Origin of the sequence: Mesonia aestuariivivens (genome assembly GCF_019311235.1) — a bacterium.
Classification (GTDB): Bacteria; Bacteroidota; Bacteroidia; order Flavobacteriales; family Flavobacteriaceae; genus Mesonia; species Mesonia aestuariivivens.
This window is the reverse complement of record NZ_JAHWDF010000002.1, coordinates 121,988-139,616: the sequence shown is the minus strand read 5'-3', so window position 1 is coordinate 139,616 and position 17,629 is coordinate 121,988. Positions and strand designations below refer to the sequence as shown.

The window sequence follows — 17,629 nt, the reverse complement described above, 5'->3', positions numbered from 1 at the left end:
TGAGATTCCAGATCAAGTCTGGAATGACGAAAAAGGATTTTCACAACATTAGAAAATTCTAATCTACTTTAATCTGTTTTTAATGTAGAACAAATTTTACTCTAAGCTTCGTTTTCTTCTTTTGTATCATCAAAATAAGAAAATGCAAAAGAGAAAAATTTATCTATTACTTCTTGGCGTTTGTTTTGGGTTAAGCAATATTCAAGCGCAAACACAGGATACATTACAATTAGATTTAAAGCAAGCAGAAAACATTCTTCTCGAGAATAATTTATCGATTCTTGCTGAACGTTTAGCTATAGATATGGCAGATGCCGAAGTGATTCAGGCAAAAGTATGGCCAAACCCAACACTAGAGGTTGATGAAGTTAACCTGTGGACAGCAGATTACCAGAAAAAAACAGGAGAAAAGCAGCCTAGCCTTTTTGGCAGTGACAGTTTTGGAAGATTTCGTCAAATTTCAGCTCAAATAGAGCAAGTTATTGAAACTGCTGGGAAGCGTAAAAAACGAGTAGCGCTTGCCAAAGTTTCAGCAGAAATGGCGCAATCGTATTTAGAAGATTTTTTGCTAAGTCTTAAAACTGAGTTTAGAAAGACCATTTATTCATTTCAGTTTCACGATAGTTATGCAGTTATGCTCAACCGGCAATTAACGTCTTTAGAAAATATTGTAAATGCTTACCAAAAACAATACGACCAAGGAAATGTAAATAAAGCAGAATTAATTCGTTTACAAGCTTCTTTATTAAGTATTAAAGATGATTTAATTGAAGAACGAAAAGCACTAAACGAGCTTAATGAAGAATTAGTTGTAATGCTTAATCTTCCTGAAAATACCAGACTTTCTTTTGGATCTACGTTTAATCCAGATAGAGAATACCAACTTCCTTTTAATTACACCTTAAATTACTTACAAGAAGAAGCTTTAAAAAATCGCCCTGATGTTGCGATTAGCAAATTAGATATACAACGAATACAAAAAGAATTAAGCTATGAAAAAGCGATGGCGGTACCAGATCTAGCTCTATCTGTGGGCTATGACCGTGGTGGTAATATTCTACAAGATTTTATTGGCTTTGGTTTTTCAATAGACCTCCCATTTTTTGACCGTAATAAAGGAAATATCAAAAAAACTCAATTTGCGATAGAACAACAAAATTATTTCAATGAAAATAAACTTTTAGAAGTACGCGAAGAGATTCGTAAAAACTACCAAAATTATTTAGAAGCCGCTCACTTTTTCGATGATATCGATACAGAATATATTAAAGGTTTAGACCAAGTAATGGATGCTTATACCGAATATTTCAAATTACAATCTATCAATATTATCACTTATATGGATTTTCTAGAATCCTACATCGATACCAAACGCACGATTTTGGAAAATGAACAGGAATATTTAGACGATTTAGAAGAATTAAAACATAGTACCGGACTAGAAATAAACACCCCCTAACTAATGAACTATTTAAAAAACGTGAAGATCTCATTTCTATTTATAATGGGATCTGCTATACTTTTTGGTTGCAAAGAAGAAGCTAAACCTATCGTTAAAAAGCAAAAATGCTTTACTCAAAAAGAAGTTTCTGAACTTCAACCTATGCAAATTACTAATGACAGCGTGCTGAAAAGTTTACGCTTAAACGGTGTGGTGGCCTATAATCCAAATGCGGTCGTTAATTACGTAAGTTTAGTAGGTGGAATCATTACCAATACGTATTTCACTTTAGGAGATAAAGTAGAAAAAAATCAGGTTTTAGCTGAAATTAAAAGTACAGAACTTAATGGTATTGAAGCTGAAGTAAAACAAATTAAAGCGAATCTTGAAGTTGCTAAGCGACAATTACAATCTACGCAAAGTTTTTATGATGATGGAATTGCTTCCGAAAAAGAATTGATTTCAGCAAAAAGTGAAAAGCAAAATCTAGAATCAGATCTTCAAAAGCTACAAACCAACCTGAAACTTTATAGCGCGAGTCCAGAAAAAGGAGTGTTTCAAATTAAAGCACCAAGAAGCGGATTTGTAGTCGACAATAAAATTTCTGCAGGAATGCAAATTGGAGCCGAAGGTGATCCTTTATTTACCATTTCAGATCTAGATGAAGTTTGGGTAAATGTAAATATTTACGCTACCGATATTGATGCAGTGCGAGAAGGAATGCCGGTTAATATAAAGTCTAGCAGTTACCCAGATCGAATTTTTAAAGGAAAAATAAGCCGTATTTCTAATGTATTTGAGCCTAACGAAAATGTTTTAAAAGCGAGAATTATATTAGAGAATAAAGATTTATTTCTTAAACCAGGCCTACGCGTAGAAGCCATTGTAAAAAATAACACACAAGAAAAAGCACCTCATATTCCTGCGAAATCAGTCGTATTTAGCAACAATGCTTACTACATCGTTAAGTTGGAAGATGAATGTAGTGCTAAAGTGAGTGAAGTGAAAATTTTGTCTAAAGATGAAAACTCATATTACATTAAAGAAGGGCTAAAAGAAGGCGATCAAATTGTGACCAATAACACCTTGTTGATTTTCGATAACAGCACATCAATTAATTAAATACAAGTAAACATTACTATGGAAAAGTTAACTAATGCGCTGGTCTCATTTTCTTTAAAAAATACCTTAATCGTATTTTTTTTAACAGGATTATTAGCCGCCGCAGGAATTTATAGCTATATACACACGCCTATTGAGGCTTTCCCAGATGTAACGAATACACGGGCAAGAATTATTACTCAGTGGCCAGGTAGAAGTGCAGAAGAAGTAGAAAAATTTGTCACGCTACCAATGATGAAAAAGATGAATACCATTCCTAAAAAGTCTGATGTTCGCTCCATTTCATTATTTGGTTTATCCGTACTAACAATTATTTTTGAAGACGGCGTAGACGATTTCTACGCACAACAATATGCAGCCAATCGTTTGCAAGTTGTAGATTTACCAGAAGGATCAGATCCAGAAATCGATCCGCCTTACGGAGCTACTGGAGAAATTTTCAGGTATGTAATCGAGAGTGAACGTCCTATAAAAGAATTATCTGCCATTCAAGAATGGGTAATCGAGCGAGAACTTCTTGCCGTACCAGGGATATCTGATGTGCAGAGTTTTGGTGGCGAAGAAAAAACCTATCAAATTCAGGTAAATCCTACTGCTTTAGAGCAATACGATCTTACCCCGTTAGATCTTTACGAAGCGATTACGAAAAGTAATATTAATGTTGGTGGAGATATGATTCAGAAAGGACAACAGGCGTATGTTGTTCGTGGGGTTGGTTTGTTAACCAGTATAGAAGATATTGAAAACACATTAATTACCACCCATAATCAAACTCCGGTTTTAGTTAAAAACGTAGCCAAAGTAGCAATTTCAGCAAAACCAAGATTAGGACAAGTAAGTTTAGATGACGATGAAGATGTAGTTGAAGGAATTGTGGTAATGCTGCGTGGAGAGAATCCTGCGGAAGTCATTGAACGCCTAAAAAACAAAATTGAAGAACTTAACGAGCGTATTCTACCTGACGATGTAAAAATAAAATCGTTTATCGATCGTACCGAATTGGTAAACTCTACTGTAAAAACGGTAAGCACCAATTTAGTAGAAGGGATTGTACTGGTTTCATTAATTGTATTAGTTTTTCTATTCGATTGGAGAACAACCATCACCGTAGCGATTATTATTCCGCTATCCTTTTTATTCAGTATTATATTATTGAAAATACAAGGAATGCCAGCCAATTTAATCTCAATGGGAGCCTTAGATTTTGGATTGTTGCTGGAGGGAACATTGGTGATTGTCGAAGCCGTTTATGTAAAATTAGAAGAGAAATCTGTTGAATTAGGGTTTGAGCGCTATAAGCAAATCTCTAAAGGAGATATCATAAGAAAAAGTGTAAGCAAAGTAGCCCCCCACATTTTCTTTGCCCAACTTATTTTGATTATAGCGCTTTTCCCTATTTTTTCTTTTGAAAAGGTAGAAGGTAAAATGTTTAGTCCGCTAGCTTTTACGTTAGGATATGCACTTTTAGGTTCGCTTCTCTTAAGCTTAACTTTAGTTCCTGCAATGTGTAAAGTACTACTAAACAAACATATTACGGTTAAAAATAATCCTGTAGTGAATTTTTTCCGCGGAAATATTTTTAGAATTTTCAACGCAGCAAGTAAGTATAGAAAAGTTACAATGACGCTTTTTGTCGCACTTTTCGCAGTATGTATATTCAAATTAATGAATTACGGAACAGAATTTATTCCGCAGTTAAATGAAGGTGCGCTTTACATTAGAGCCACATTGCCCAACAGTGTAAGTTTAGAAGAATCGGTAAAAGCTGGTAAAAAAATTAAACAAAAATTACGCTCTTTTGATGAAGTTAAATTTGTACTGAACCAAACTGGAAGACCTAACGATGGAACCGACCCTACAGGTTTTTTCAATAATGAATTTCATATCGAATTAAAATCGAGAGACGATTGGAAAAGAAATCTTACCAAAGATGAATTGATTAGCGAAATGAAAGATTCTTTAGAGGTATTTAAAGGAATCAATTTCGGATTCTCGCAACCCATTCAAGACAATGTAGAAGAATATGTTGCCGGAGTTAAGAGCTCATTAGTAATCAAGATTTTTGGCGACAATTTATTTTTAATGGAAGATCAAGCCAATCAAGTGGCAGAAACCATTAGTAAGATTGACGGAATAACCGATGTTTTGGTTTATAAAAATATAGGCTTACCAGAATTGCGCATTAGCTTATCAGAAAATAAAATGGCGCAATATGCCGTAAGTACTGAAGATGCGCAAGCCGTTATCGAAATGGCGATTGGCGGAAAAACAGCTTCTTCTTTCTATGAAGATGAACGTAAATTTGATCTTCAAATCAGATTTGATGAACCTTATCGAGATAGCGAAGAAGAGATAGGTAATATTCTTATTCCTACGCTAAACGATAAAAAAGTTCCGCTGAAAAATATTGCGGATATTGAATTTAAAACCGGACCTGCATTTATTTACCGTGAAGGAAGTAGTAGATACACCGGAGTTGGTTTTAGTATTGACGGACGAGATTTAGGAAGTACCATTGCCGATGCTCAAAAAGCGGTAGATGAAGAGATTAATTTCCCTACTAATACCAAAGTAGAATGGGCTGGTGAGTTTGAAAGTAAAGAGCGTGCTACTAAACAGCTAACTTATATTGTTCCGGCAGTACTTCTTTTAATTGTCTTCTTATTGTATATGAATTTTGGAAATATAAAAGATACGATTATTTGTATTTCTACACTTTCATTTGCTTTTATCGGTGGCTTTATATCACTATGGTTAACAGGAACGATCTTCGGAATTTCAGCAGGAATCGGGTTTATCATTCTCTTTGGAGTTTGTACGATAGACGGTATTATTCTAGTCGCCGTGATGAAAGAAAATTTAGAACATATGTCGTTAAAAGAAGCAATATCTGAAGGAGTTTATAGTAGAATTCGTCCAGTAGTGATGATTGCCTTGATGGGATCGTTAGGATTACTTCCTGCAGCACTTTCTAACGGAATGGGGTCTGAGGTACAAAAACCTTTAGCGATAATGATTGTTGGTGGTTTGTTAATCTGTATGTTCTTATCGTTTACCGTATTGCCACAAATATTCTATATGTTTTATAGAAAGAAAACAGACACAGATAAGAAGTAGAGTTTTAGTTGATTTGGTTAGTTTTTTTTGATTTCTACTTTTTTAGAATGGCTTTATCATTAGATAAAGCCATTTGTTTTTCTATAAAACACTAAGATTATCTTTTATTTTCGTTATAAAGCGATTTAATAATTCCGTCTGCTAATCCAATTTTAGGGACATGAACACTTTTTGATCTACTCCACTTCATCGCTGATAAATAAATTTTTGTGGCAGGTATAATCACATCTGCACGGTCAGTATTTAACCCTAAGGTAGAAATACGATCCTCATATGTAAATGAATTTAATAGCTGATAGTAAGAGCTTAAATAAAGGTAGCTTAATGGATCTCCTGTTTTTTTTCCGCTACTTTTAAAAATATTATTAATGTTTCCGCCAGAACCTATTAGAGATATTTTGGTGTAAGGCTTGGTTTGTTTTTTCACCCATTCTTCAGCTTCTTTCCACAGAGAATCATCAACCATATCATTTAACAGTCGTACAGTTCCTAATTTAAAACTTTTTGAAGCTACTGTTTTGCCTTCAGTAAATAAAGTAAATTCAGTACTTCCACCACCTACATCTACATATAAGTAGGTTTTATCATCTTGTATAAGTTCATGCAAGTCTGTTGCTGCAATAATTGCTGCCTCATGTTCCCCATCGATTATTTCAATTTCAATACCGCAATCTTCTAAAATCTCATTGGCTAACTTTTCGCCATTTTCTGCATCGCGCATTGCTGAAGTAGCACAAGCTTTATATTTTTCAATTTTATGGGTTTGCATTAACAGACTATAAGCACGCATCGTATCTTTCATTCGACTCATGTTTTCTTCAGAAATATTTCCGTAAACAAAAACATCAGCACCCAAACGTATGGGGACTCGAACTAAAGAAGTTTTTTTGAATGTCGTTTCTTTATTTTCTGGTTCTGTAATGGTAGAGATTAATAACCTCACTGCATTAGAACCAATATCGATAGCGGCGTATTTTCTAATTTTTAGCACGTATAGTTTTATTTTTATTCTTTACTAGCCAATTTCTCTAGATAATAATCATAAGTTGCAAATTGGCTTCTTACTTTAGCTTGCTGATTGTTAATGTATGCGTTTTCTTCGATAGCTGAAAAATCTCTTGCTTTTACATTATCACTCCAACAAATATTGAAGGTGTCTAACAATTCTTGCTGAATATCTTTTTGATATATAGGACAAGAAATTTCTACCCGATTGTCAAGATTTCTAGTCATCCAATCGGCTGAAGAGATATAAGTCTTAGGTTCTCCTCCATTTTCAAAAATGTACAAACGTGGATGTTCTAAATATTTATCGATTATGCTAATAGCTTCAATATTTTCACTCATCCCTTCTACTCCAGGAATTAAACAACAAATACCTCGAACAATAAGTTTTATTTTCACTCCTGCTCTGCTTGCTTCATACAATTTATCAATCATTTTATAATCTGACAAACTATTCAGCTTAATTTTCATTCCGCTAGGCTTACCTAATTTTGCATTGTTAATTTCATTATCTATTAAGCGTTCAAAAGTAGTTCTGGAATAATGAGGAGAAACAATTAAATGCTTGTATTTATTTACTTTATAATTTATTTCGAAAAAATTAAATACTTTAATAATATCTTTTAGAATAGACTGATTAGCTGTAAACAAAGTGTAATCTGTATATCCTTTTGCAGTAGATTCATTAAAATTACCAGTACTTATAAAACCATAGCGTTTTATTTTTTCGCTTTCTAAACGTTCGATAACACAAGCTTTACAATGTACTTTTAAACCAGGAACTCCAAATATTAATTTCACCCCTTCGCGCTGCATTTGTTCTGCATAACGAATATTGTTAGCTTCATCAAATCTGGCTCTTAACTCTATAGAAACGGTTACACTTTTTCCGTTCTTAACCGCATTAATTAATGAACTGGCAATGTGTGATATTTCAGCTAAACGATAAATCGTAATCTTAATTGTTTTTACTTTTGGGTCTAATGCTGCTTCTCTTAAAAATTTTACCGTATAAGAAAAAGTATGGTAAGGTGCATATAGCAAATAATCTTTTTGAGAAATTTTCTCTAATAAACTTCCTTGCAGCGTTAAACCTTTGATTGGTAAAGCTGCATACTTTTCATACAATAAATCTGAAGCTCCCAAACTAGGAAATTTCATATAATCTCGACGATTATGGTACCTACCGCCAGGAATTAAGCTATCAGAATCATCGATTCCCATTTTTGAAAGTAGAAAACTTAAGGTGTCTTTTCCTATAGTTTTATCATATACAAACCTTACCGGCTCCCCCTCTATTCTATCTTTTATGCTTGAAAGTAATTTATCGATATAACTCTTGGTTAAATCTCCCGCCATATCTAACTCGGCATCACGAGTAATTTTAATCATATGTGCCGAAATACTTTCATAATTAAAAATACTGAAAAGACTTTTTAAATTAAATCTAATTAAATCATCTAGTAGAATAATGTATTTATTACCATCTTCTGAGGGTATTTCTACAAAACGATCAATACCCCGAGGTATTTCGATTAAAATATATTTCTTTTCTTTTTCACCATCTTCATCTAAAATCATTCTTACCGCCAAATAAGCAGCACTATCTTTTAGTCTTGGTAATTCATCTAAATCATTTAAAATTATAGTTACAAGTGCCGGACTTACTTTTTGAAGAAAATAATCTTGCACAAATTGAGCTTGTTTATCTGTAACCTGATCTTCTTTGATGATGCAAATTTTATGCTTCTCTAGTTCACCTCGTATTTGATCTAAAATCTCTAAACTGGTAGATTGCTGATCTATGACAATATGAGTTATTTCTTTTAATAATTCTGAAGCGGTAACGCCTCCCAAAGCTTTTTTCCCTCCTTTACCTGCTTGTTCAATACGTTTTACCGTAGCATAACGAACTTTAAAGAATTCATCTAGATTATTAGAAAATATTCCTAAAAAACGAAGTCTTTCTATTAAAGGAACACTCTCGTCTGCGGCTTCTTGAAGAACTCTTGCATTAAACTGAAGCCAGCTTAATTCTCTATTTATATATTGATTTTTTACTGCCATTATTTAAACATTTTAGGAAATAATTTTACTAATGTTTTACCATTGCTAATGCTTTTCCAACTTTCAACTTCAAAATCAATCACGACTAAGCCTGTAGTAGGCAAATTTTCAATTACTTCATCTCCTAAAAAATTAACCAATTGTGTCATCGCTGGATTGTGACCAAATACCATCAATTTATTATCTTCATCAGGCTGATTTTTAATTACCTCTAATAATTCTAAAACTTGAAAAGTGTAAAGATCTGCAAGAACTTCAAAATTATCATCGTTCACCTCTAAACCTTCTTTAAACATTTCTGCCGTCGTTAAAGCTCGCTTCGCAGAACTGCTTATCATTTTTACTGGATGTTGAAAATAGGTTCTGAACGCCTTAATGACAAGCTGTGCATCGTTATAACCACGTTTTTTTAAAGGGCGGTCATGGTCTGCTAAGTCTGCGTTTTTCCAAGAAGATTTACCGTGTCTTACCACTATAAGTTTCTTCATAAATTAAATTTTAATTGGTGAGGTTATTTTTAAGGAGCAAGTCTTACTGGCTCTTCCCAGTTTTTATCGTTGGTTTGCTGGTAAACAAAACGATCGTGCAAACGATTAGGTCTTCCTTGCCAAAACTCAAATGAATAAGGTTTAATTAAGTAACCGCCCCAATATTCTGGTTTTTGTATTTCTTTATCTTTATATTCTTTTTCTAATTCTGCCAATTTTTTTTCTAAATAAGCGCGATTAGGTACTGGTGAACTTTGATGAGAAACCAAAGCTCCCAAACGACTGCCTTCAGGTCGTGAATTAAAATAAGCGGTAGATTCTTCTTCACTTATTTTCTCTACCTGCCCTTTTATAATTACTTGTCTTTCTAGTGCAGGCCAAAAAAATGATAAACAAACCTTAGGATTTTTCTCTAATGCCAAGCCTTTTTCACTTTCAAAATTGGTATAATAAACAAAACCTTCGGGTTTAATTTTCTTTAAAAGCACAACTCTGCTTTTAGGAAAACCATCTAAGCCAATGGTGCTTATAGTCATCGCATTAGGCTCATCTACAAGCTTAGATTCTTCAGCTTCATTAAACCATTTCTGAAAAAAATCTAACGGATTTGCTAATAAATTTTCTTCTTTTAATTCTGATTTATCGTAAGATTTTCGGTAGTCTTCTAAATTTTTTTCCATACCTGCAATTTAAAGCAAATGCCGGTAAAGGAAAAGCAAATTTTAAAAGTTTACAAAATTTTAATTGAAAGAAATCACCTTACCATCTTCCGCTAAAATGACGTTTTCAAAAACAGTTTTAGCTTCTTCTTTAAAGACTTCAATATTACCATATCGAGTAGAATAATGTCCTAAAATTAATTGCTGAACTTTTGCAGATTCAGCAATTTGTGCAGCTTGCTTTGCGGTAGAATGCTTTGTTTTTTCGCACAAATTTTCGTGCTGTGCTAAAAATGTAGCTTCGTGATATAAACCAGTAACTCCTTGTATTTGCTGAGTAATTTCAGGTTTATAAACAGTATCGCTGCAGAAAGCATAACTGTTAGGAGTTTCTGGAGGAGAAGTTATTTTTTCGTTTGGAATAACTGTACCATCTTCTAAAGTTACATCTTTTCCTTTTTTGATACTTCGGTAATAGGCAACCTCTATCTCGTATTGCTGTACTTCATTAATCAGTAATTTTCGATCGCCAACTTTCTCTTTAAATAAAAAACCATTGGTATATACGCGATGTTCTAGCGGAATAGTTTCTACCGTTACTTTTTCATCTTCAAAAATAACTTCTGGAGTTGTTTTATCAAGCTCGTGAAAATAAAGTGGATATCCGGTCCAAGATTTTGATAACTTTAGTTGAAGTAAAATAATTTCTTTAATTCCTTTTGGTCCGTAAATATGAAGTTCTGTCTTGCGATCTAAGAGTCCGAAAGTAGAGATAAGTCCTATCAATCCAAAAAAGTGGTCTCCGTGTAAGTGACTAATAAATATATGCTTAATACGAGCAAATTTTATTTTTCTTTTACGCAGCTGAACCTGTGTTCCTTCTCCACAATCAATAAGAAATAAATGATTATTAATTTCTAAAACCTGTGAGGTAGGATTGTTGAATGTTCTAGGGGTAGCCGAATAGCAACCTAAAATGGTAACTTCCATAGAGGTAAATTAAAATTTTAGAGGAAGGTATTTAAAATTCATCTAAACCACCAAGATCTCGCTGAATTTCATCCATTTGTATTACATCGCCAGCTTCTAATAATGTAGGAACAACCATTAATTCTTCTGGTATATGATCTATATTAATGGTATCATTCACAATTACAAAAGAATGATTATTAGCACGATGCTGATTTGATAATTGCAAAAATGAAAGTAATTCTTTTAAAGTTAATTCACCGTATTTAGAAATATCAACAACAATATTTTTATCTTTAATTTTGTCGTAAGCATGATTTTCTAAGTAGTTAGAAAAACCTGCAACTTCATTTTTATCATCTTCAACAATACTATAATTTTCTTTTTCTGTAAGTTTCATAGGTTTACTGCTTTATTTTAGAAGCTAAAAGATAAATGACTGCCATACGCACTGCAACTCCATTCTGAACTTGATCTAATATAATAGCGTGATCAGAATCTGCAACATCACTTGTAATTTCTACCCCACGGTTAATTGGCCCTGGGTGCATAATGGTAATTTCTTTATTTAAAGAACCAAGTAGGTCTTTATTTAATCCAAATTGTTGCACGTACTCACGTGTACTCGGAAAATAACTAATATCCATACGCTCATTTTGAACACGTAACATATTAGCTACATCACACCATTCTAAAGCTTTTCTTAGGTTAGTTTCTACCTCTACTCCTAATTTTTCAATGTGTTTTGGGATTAACGTTTTTGGACCGCAAACCTTGACATTTGCTCCTTGTAACTTTAATGCAAATATATTGCTAAGGGCTACTCTACTGTGTAAAATATCACCGACAATCACTACGTTTTTACCTGTAACTTCTCCTAATTTTTCTCGAATTGAATATGAATCTAATAATGCTTGCGTGGGATGTTCGTGTGCTCCATCACCCGCATTTACAATACTCGCATTAACGTGTTGTGAAAGAAATACTCCTGCTCCCGGATTAGGGTGACGCATCACCACCATATCTACCTTCATCGATAAAATATTATTAACCGTATCGATAAGTGTTTCTCCTTTTTTTACGGAAGAAGATGCTGCTGAAAAATTAACTACATCTGCACTTAAACGTTTCTCTGCAAGCTCAAAAGAAAGTCGGGTTCTTGTACTATTTTCAAAAAATAAATTGGCTATAGTTATATCTCGAAGCGACGGAACTTTTTTAATAGGACGGTTAATCACTTCTTTAAAATGATCTGCTGTCTTAAAAATTAAATCTACGTCTTCTTTGGTAATATATTTTATACCAAGTAAGTGGTTTACACTCAATTCCCCCATTGATTTACTATTGATTTACTATTCATTTATAAGGTAAACACAGTCTTCACCTGCATTTTCAACCCAATTCACTTTTACTTTTTCTTCGTTAATTGCATCTACTTGCCTGCCATTATAATCTGGCTGAATAGGCAAATGTCTGCTAAACCTTCTATCGATTAAGGTTAATAATTCAATTTCTTTAGGTCTTCCAAAAGATTGAATGGCAGTTAATGCAGACCGAATACTTCTGCCAGTATACAAAACATCGTCTATAAAGACTACTCGTTTATCTTCCACTAAAAAGTCAATTTTAGTTGTATTGGCTTCTAAAGGCTTTTCGCTTCGTCTAAAATCATCTCTATAAAAAGTGATATCTAACCGTCCTGTTTTTACCTCTTTAATTTTATATTCATTTTGAAGAAGTTGCTGAATGCGTTCTGCCAAGAAAATTCCTCTAGGCTGAATTCCTACAAGTACAGTCTCTTCAAAACCCTGATGATTTTCGATAAGTTGACAAGCCAGCCGATGAAGTATTATTTGTATTTCTTTAGCGTTGAGTAAAATTTTTTGGCTCATCTTTAGAAGTGTTCTTTTTCTGAAAAACAAAAGTAAATAAAATATTGTTTTCAGAGAATATATGTTGACTAAAGCTTGGTGCAAATATTAAATTCTTGTAAAATTGAATGAGAAGTTACTTTTTTTTATTCAACTTTAAATCTAACTATGATGAACATTACAGATATACAGGGAAAAATAACGCTTCATAACGGAATTGAAATGCCATACCTAGGCTTGGGCGTATATAAATCTAAAGATGGAAACGAAGTTAAAAATGCCATTAGTTTTGCATTAAATGCTGGCTACCGTTTAATTGATACAGCTAGTTTTTATGGAAATGAAAAAGGTGTAGGTGAAGCGATTAGAGAAAGTAAACTTTCTAGAGATGAAATTTTTGTCACAACTAAAGTATGGAATGACGATCAAGGTTACGAAAACACGTTAAAAGCATTTGAAATTTCTATAAAAAAATTAGGTTTAGATTATCTTGATTTATACCTTATTCATTGGCCAGTACCCGATGTTTTAGAAGAAACCTGGCAAGCTTTAGAAAAATTATATATTGAAGGAAAAGTGAAAGCCATTGGTGTTTGTAATTGTTTAAAACATCAATTAGAAACAATAAAAAAAAGTGGCACGATCTTACCTATGGTGTTGCAAAATGAGTTTCACCCTAAATTGGTACAACAAGAATTAATAGATTATTGTAAAAAACAAAATATTTATTATCAAGCTTGGTCTCCTTTAATGCGTGGACAAATTTTGAATAATAAAACCCTAACTGAAATTGCTAGAAAATATAATAAAAGTGTAGCTCAAATCATCATCAGATGGGATTTGCAAAAGGGAATTTTAACGATTCCTAAAAGTGTTCACAAGAATAGAATTGAAGAAAATGCCGCTGTATTTAATTTTCAATTATCTTCAGATGAAATAAAAAAAATTGATGCGTTACATACAAATGAAAGAACGGGTGCACATCCAGATCATTTTATGGAACACTTTTCTAAATAAAAAAAAGTCGCTTTTAAAAAAGCGACTTTTACTATTATTTTAAATACGTAAGACTTGTTATAAGATTTGGGTTTTGCCTAGATAGAAATACAATAAAGACTTTTAATTCCTCAATTTCGTAAGGGAGTAAGCGAGTAATTGCTTTTTCTACTTCTTTGCAAAAAAGAGAAACATCAAAACTTACTTTAGTTAAAATTTCCTTAGTGTATTCAAACATCGCTCGTGCCATAAATTTGAATAGTTTAAAGTTAGTGAAGTATAATTCTATTATAAGCAGCTATTTAATTTTATTGACTAATTTACAAATAAAATACAAATTCAGCAATAAAATATTTAATATTTATTAAATTCTCATTTTTTTCAATTTAAAACATTTTTTGTTAAACATTTACTAAATTAAACTTTCAGTTTTAAAGTCCATTTAAAATTGAATTCAGACACTACTTCTCCTGCTTCATTTTTACCAATAGACTTCATCCAACAGGTTTGACTTTCTTTACTCGTTATGGTTTTTGCTATAGCTGTATTTATGTGTAAACCATCTTTACATTTAAACGTGATACGTCCTGTTGCTTTTTTTGAAAAACTAGCATTATTTTCTGCGACGAGCATAGATATATTTTGATGAGTAGTTTCTATAGATTGCATTACTAGAGCTCCCGTACTCAACTCTGCCGCCATTGCTTGAACGGCAAAATAGATAGATTGAAAAGGATTTTGATTAATCCATCGATGCTTTACTTTAACTATAGATTTCTCTGAAGAAATTGCAGTTAAGCGCACTCCACAAATCCATGCTGAAGGTAATTTTAGCATCGTAAATAGATATATATTCTTGGGTGAAAATTTCATTTATTAAAAAAATTTAACTGTTTTTAAAGTTAACAAATTAATTTTAATTGCCCGCTAATTGCCTAAAAATACTACTATTATCAGGTTATTAAACTTAATTTCAACACGATAAACAAATACACTAAATGTTAAATTTTAGTACTTTGTATTGCACAATACCTTTCTTTAGATATATATTTGCATAAGAAATTAGTATACTATGCAATCTATCAATCAAAAAACAATCAGTTCGGTAGCTCATTTAGGAGCTTTTAGTAAATACTTTATTCCGTTTGGTAATTTTCTAATTCCAATAATAATTTGGGTTTTACATAAAGAGAAGCCTTTTTCGAGCGGTCATGCTAAACGAGCTCTAAATTTTCAGCTCAGTTTATTTCTTTATGTAAGTATTTTAATTACCATAACATTAATTGGATTTCTTATTTTAAGAATTAATCTGGGGCAAATAGATCAATTCTATATTTCTTCTGGTGGTGATTTTGTAATGAACAACCACTCTCCTTTTTTTACATCACCTTTTATAATTTTTATCGCAATTATGCTTTTCCTTGGTCTAGCTATTTTCTTATTAGAAATTTTATGTGTGATTAACGCAACCTTTAGAGCAAGAGAAGGAAAAATATATAAATATCCGTTATGTATTAATTTTATAAAATTAGCACCAGAAGAATTAAAAGATATCGAATAAACTATTGCCTAACCAACTAAAAAATAACATCTATGAATATTCTACTTTCTTTGTTAATCGCATTACTTGTATGTAATCAACTTCCAAAAACATCTTCTTTTAAAAAAAATAATGATAAAAATTTCTGTGTAAGTTATGACCATCTCAATGAGGTAAATCAAAGATTAAAAATAAAAAAACTCATTCATCATCAATCAAAATACAAACAGTTTAACGCATATAAAATAAATGCCTTATGAAAATTGAAAATACCAAAGCGCAAATGCGTAAAGGCGTTTTAGAATATTGTATTCTATCTATTTTAGATAAAAACGATGCTTATGTAGCAGAAATTTTAGAAACGCTAAAAGAAGCCAAACTATTGGTTGTAGAAGGTACCATTTACCCCTTATTAACAAGGTTAAAAAACGCAGGTTTATTAAGCTACCGTTGGGAAGAATCTACCAGTGGGCCGCCAAGAAAATATTACGGACTTACAGACACCGGAAGGTTGTTTCTTACCGAACTAACCGATACGTGGAATAATTTACATCATGCAGTTTCTATTGTAACCAAGACTAAAAACCAATCAAATGAATAAGACAGTTAATATAAACCTAGCCGGCATATTTTTTCATATTGATGAGGATGCTTTTCTAAAGCTAAAAAATTACCTCGATGCCATTAAACAATCTTTTACAGACTCTCAAGGAAGAACAGAAATTATTCAAGATATAGAAGCACGTATTGCTGAACTTTTTACTGAAAAAAGAAAAACAGATCAGCAAGTTATAGGAATAATTCAGGTAGAAGAAGTGATAGCCATCATGGGACAACCTGAAGATTATAAAGTAGATGATGATATTTTTGAAGATGAAGAAACCAATTATTCTTATGAACACACTAAAACTAACTCTAAAACCGATAAAAAAAATAAAAAACTTTACCGTGATACCGACAACTCTTATGTGGCAGGAGTAAGCTCAGGATTAAGTCATTATTTTAGTATAGATCCAGTTTGGGTTAGAATTTTATTTATCATCACTACTATCATTACTACTGGAACGTTTTTACTCGTTTACATTATTTTTTGGATGATTATGCCAGAAGCACTAACCACGGCAGAAAAATTAGAAATGCGTGGTGAACCCATAAACATAAGTAATATAGAACGTAAGGTAAAAGAAGGTTTTGATTCGGTTGCGGGAAAAATGAAAGATGTAGACTATCAAAAATATGGTCAAAAAGTAAATAATGGAGCCAATAACTTCTTTAAAAGTGCTGGTGATGCTTTTGTCACTTTACTTAAAATTGTAATGAAATTTATAGGTGTCATTATCGTACTCATTTCTGGTTCTGCACTAATAGGTTTACTCTTTAGTTTACTTAGCATTGGTACTTTTGGCTTATTTGATGCTCCGTGGATAGATTATGTAGAGCTCGCAAATATTGGAATACCAATTTGGCTGGCAAGTTTACTTATCTTCTTTGCAGCAGGTATACCTATGTTCTTTTTATTTATATTAGGTCTAAAAATTCTTGTAAATAATCTTAGATCAATAGGTACGCCTATAAAATTAGGTTTATTAGGATTGTGGTTAATATCAATTTTTATAATTTCTTTTCTCGGAATAAGACAAGCTACAGAACGTGCTTTTGAAGGAGAAGTGACCACTACAGAACTTTTACCTATCACAGCTAAAGATACATTATTTCTAGGTATGAATAATGATCATTTTTACGGAAGCGACCTTTCTAGAGATAGCGGAATGAAAATTAAACTAAATGAAAATTCAGAAAAAATAATCCATTCCAGAGATATCCGTTTAATCATAAAATCTACCCGTGATTCTATAAGTAAACTACAAATTACAAAGCAGGCAGAAGGCAAAAGCCACCAAGTAGCTCGACAACGAGCAAGCGCTATAAATTATAAAAGCAAATTTATAAATCATGTGCTTAAATTAGATGGTTATTTTACGACACCAGCAGAAAATATGTTTAATGATCAACAAATTACAATCACCATATATTTACCAGTAGGTAGTACACTTATGGCTGAAGAGAATACAAATTCTTATCATCACAATTCGAGTTATTATGAAGATATCTTACGTTCAGGTCAAGAAGGTCAATTTTTAACCATTGGCAATAGAGAAACATTATGCAACACTTGCCCACTAGAAAATGAAGATTTTAATAGTGATGATATAGATGAAGAAAATGAAACGCTTTTAAAGAAAGAAAAAGTTAATTACAAAACCGATGATGATTGGTATCAAGACAAAGACCAATCAACACAGCAGCAAATCAATAAAACTGAAAAAACTCTTCAAAATGAAGAATAAAAATAA

The 17,629-nt window shown here is 32.4% G+C and carries 17 protein-coding genes; 7 read left to right on the top strand and 10 right to left on the bottom strand.

Annotated elements, in window-relative coordinates; translation table 11 throughout:
• The first annotated feature begins 142 nt into the window (after positions 1 to 142).
• The 3 genes from KW502_RS02290 to KW502_RS02280 are packed head-to-tail and all read left to right on the top strand — an operon-like array spanning position 143 to position 5,680.
• Entirely contained in the window at positions 143 to 1,459 is a 1,317-nt protein-coding gene (locus KW502_RS02290) for a TolC family protein (RefSeq protein ID WP_219038914.1), read from the top strand.
• Positions 1,460 to 1,462: 3 nt separating this feature from the next.
• Positions 1,463 to 2,563, top strand: a complete 1,101-nt coding sequence (locus KW502_RS02285) for an efflux RND transporter periplasmic adaptor subunit (protein ID WP_219038913.1) — start codon at positions 1,463 to 1,465, stop codon at positions 2,561 to 2,563.
• A gap of 18 nt (positions 2,564 to 2,581) precedes the next feature.
• Complete coding sequence (locus tag KW502_RS02280; protein ID WP_219038912.1) at positions 2,582 to 5,680, top strand: efflux RND transporter permease subunit; 3,099 nt, start codon at positions 2,582 to 2,584, stop codon at positions 5,678 to 5,680.
• A gap of 97 nt (positions 5,681 to 5,777) precedes the next feature.
• On the opposite strand, the gene KW502_RS02275 is transcribed toward KW502_RS02280, so the two are convergent.
• From KW502_RS02275 to pyrR, 8 genes are read right to left on the bottom strand one after another with little or no spacing between them, the layout of a single operon-like run.
• Positions 5,778 to 6,671 (bottom strand): Ppx/GppA phosphatase family protein, encoded by an 894-nt coding sequence (locus KW502_RS02275; protein WP_219038911.1) that lies wholly within the window; start codon positions 6,669 to 6,671, stop codon positions 5,778 to 5,780.
• A 14-nt stretch (positions 6,672 to 6,685) separates the two neighbouring features.
• Positions 6,686 to 8,752, bottom strand: a complete 2,067-nt coding sequence (gene ppk1 / locus KW502_RS02270) for a polyphosphate kinase 1 (protein WP_219038910.1) — start codon at positions 8,750 to 8,752, stop codon at positions 6,686 to 6,688.
• Positions 8,752 to 9,240: a SixA phosphatase family protein gene (locus tag KW502_RS02265; RefSeq protein ID WP_219038909.1), complete on the bottom strand. Its 489-nt coding sequence runs from the start codon at positions 9,238 to 9,240 to the stop codon at positions 8,752 to 8,754. The genes ppk1 and KW502_RS02265 overlap by 1 nt, the downstream gene beginning before the upstream one ends.
• Before the next feature lie 29 nt (positions 9,241 to 9,269).
• Positions 9,270 to 9,920, bottom strand: a complete 651-nt coding sequence (gene pdxH / locus KW502_RS02260) for a pyridoxamine 5'-phosphate oxidase (RefSeq protein ID WP_219038908.1) — start codon at positions 9,918 to 9,920, stop codon at positions 9,270 to 9,272.
• Between the two features lie 60 nt (positions 9,921 to 9,980).
• Positions 9,981 to 10,889 carry a ribonuclease Z gene (locus KW502_RS02255; protein WP_219038907.1) on the bottom strand — a complete coding sequence of 303 codons (909 nt, stop codon included), beginning with the start codon at positions 10,887 to 10,889 and terminating at the stop codon, positions 9,981 to 9,983.
• Positions 10,890 to 10,920: 31 nt separating this feature from the next.
• Positions 10,921 to 11,268 carry a ribonuclease Z gene (locus KW502_RS02250; protein ID WP_219038906.1) on the bottom strand — a complete coding sequence of 116 codons (348 nt, stop codon included), beginning with the start codon at positions 11,266 to 11,268 and terminating at the stop codon, positions 10,921 to 10,923.
• A 4-nt stretch (positions 11,269 to 11,272) separates the two neighbouring features.
• Positions 11,273 to 12,202, bottom strand: coding sequence for an aspartate carbamoyltransferase catalytic subunit (locus KW502_RS02245; RefSeq protein WP_219038905.1), 930 nt, complete (start codon positions 12,200 to 12,202; stop codon positions 11,273 to 11,275).
• Between the two features lie 18 nt (positions 12,203 to 12,220).
• Positions 12,221 to 12,760, bottom strand: coding sequence for a bifunctional pyr operon transcriptional regulator/uracil phosphoribosyltransferase PyrR (gene pyrR, locus KW502_RS02240; protein WP_219038904.1), 540 nt, complete (start codon positions 12,758 to 12,760; stop codon positions 12,221 to 12,223).
• A gap of 147 nt (positions 12,761 to 12,907) precedes the next feature.
• Between pyrR and KW502_RS02235 the strand changes: the two genes are divergently transcribed.
• Positions 12,908 to 13,756: an aldo/keto reductase gene (locus KW502_RS02235; RefSeq protein ID WP_369412505.1), complete on the top strand. Its 849-nt coding sequence runs from the start codon at positions 12,908 to 12,910 to the stop codon at positions 13,754 to 13,756.
• A gap of 34 nt (positions 13,757 to 13,790) precedes the next feature.
• Here the strand turns inward: KW502_RS02235 and KW502_RS02230 are convergent, their stop codons facing one another.
• A complete protein-coding gene (locus KW502_RS02230) occupies positions 13,791 to 13,985 on the bottom strand; it encodes a hypothetical protein (protein ID WP_219038903.1) in 195 nt (64 codons plus the stop codon).
• A gap of 167 nt (positions 13,986 to 14,152) precedes the next feature.
• Positions 14,153 to 14,608: a DUF4442 domain-containing protein gene (locus KW502_RS02225; RefSeq protein WP_219038902.1), complete on the bottom strand. Its 456-nt coding sequence runs from the start codon at positions 14,606 to 14,608 to the stop codon at positions 14,153 to 14,155.
• Positions 14,609 to 14,807: 199 nt separating this feature from the next.
• Here KW502_RS02225 and KW502_RS02220 point away from each other — a divergent pair, with 199 nt between their 5' ends.
• The 3 genes from KW502_RS02220 (at position 14,808) to KW502_RS02210 (ending at position 17,623) form a co-directional block, all read left to right on the top strand.
• Positions 14,808 to 15,296: a DUF4870 domain-containing protein gene (locus tag KW502_RS02220; protein ID WP_219038901.1), complete on the top strand. Its 489-nt coding sequence runs from the start codon at positions 14,808 to 14,810 to the stop codon at positions 15,294 to 15,296.
• 235 nt (positions 15,297 to 15,531) lie between these two features.
• Positions 15,532 to 15,876, top strand: coding sequence for a PadR family transcriptional regulator (locus tag KW502_RS02215; protein ID WP_219038900.1), 345 nt, complete (start codon positions 15,532 to 15,534; stop codon positions 15,874 to 15,876).
• Positions 15,869 to 17,623 carry a PspC domain-containing protein gene (locus KW502_RS02210; protein ID WP_219038899.1) on the top strand — a complete coding sequence of 585 codons (1,755 nt, stop codon included), beginning with the start codon at positions 15,869 to 15,871 and terminating at the stop codon, positions 17,621 to 17,623. The genes KW502_RS02215 and KW502_RS02210 overlap by 8 nt, the downstream gene beginning before the upstream one ends.
• Positions 17,624 to 17,629: the final 6 nt, after the last annotated feature.

Excerpts from the sequence above, each read along its gene's own strand:
- KW502_RS02290 (WP_219038914.1), top strand. The coding sequence starts at position 143 with ATGCAAAAGAGAAAAATTTATCTATTACTTCTTGGCGTTTGTTTTGGG.
- KW502_RS02285 (WP_219038913.1), top strand. The coding sequence starts at position 1,463 with ATGAACTATTTAAAAAACGTGAAGATCTCATTTCTATTTATAATGGGA.
- KW502_RS02280 (WP_219038912.1), top strand. The coding sequence starts at position 2,582 with ATGGAAAAGTTAACTAATGCGCTGGTCTCATTTTCTTTAAAAAATACC.
- ppk1 (WP_219038910.1), bottom strand. The coding sequence starts at position 8,752 with ATGGCAGTAAAAAATCAATATATAAATAGAGAATTAAGCTGGCTTCAG.
- KW502_RS02265 (WP_219038909.1), bottom strand. The coding sequence starts at position 9,240 with ATGAAGAAACTTATAGTGGTAAGACACGGTAAATCTTCTTGGAAAAAC.
- pdxH (WP_219038908.1), bottom strand. The coding sequence starts at position 9,920 with ATGGAAAAAAATTTAGAAGACTACCGAAAATCTTACGATAAATCAGAA.
- KW502_RS02255 (WP_219038907.1), bottom strand. The coding sequence starts at position 10,889 with ATGGAAGTTACCATTTTAGGTTGCTATTCGGCTACCCCTAGAACATTC.
- KW502_RS02250 (WP_219038906.1), bottom strand. The coding sequence starts at position 11,268 with ATGAAACTTACAGAAAAAGAAAATTATAGTATTGTTGAAGATGATAAA.
- KW502_RS02245 (WP_219038905.1), bottom strand. The coding sequence starts at position 12,202 with ATGGGGGAATTGAGTGTAAACCACTTACTTGGTATAAAATATATTACC.
- pyrR (WP_219038904.1), bottom strand. The coding sequence starts at position 12,760 with ATGAGCCAAAAAATTTTACTCAACGCTAAAGAAATACAAATAATACTT.
- KW502_RS02235 (WP_369412505.1), top strand. The coding sequence starts at position 12,908 with ATGATGAACATTACAGATATACAGGGAAAAATAACGCTTCATAACGGA.
- KW502_RS02230 (WP_219038903.1), bottom strand. The coding sequence starts at position 13,985 with ATGGCACGAGCGATGTTTGAATACACTAAGGAAATTTTAACTAAAGTA.
- KW502_RS02225 (WP_219038902.1), bottom strand. The coding sequence starts at position 14,608 with ATGAAATTTTCACCCAAGAATATATATCTATTTACGATGCTAAAATTA.
- KW502_RS02220 (WP_219038901.1), top strand. The coding sequence starts at position 14,808 with ATGCAATCTATCAATCAAAAAACAATCAGTTCGGTAGCTCATTTAGGA.
- KW502_RS02215 (WP_219038900.1), top strand. The coding sequence starts at position 15,532 with ATGAAAATTGAAAATACCAAAGCGCAAATGCGTAAAGGCGTTTTAGAA.
- KW502_RS02210 (WP_219038899.1), top strand. The coding sequence starts at position 15,869 with ATGAATAAGACAGTTAATATAAACCTAGCCGGCATATTTTTTCATATT.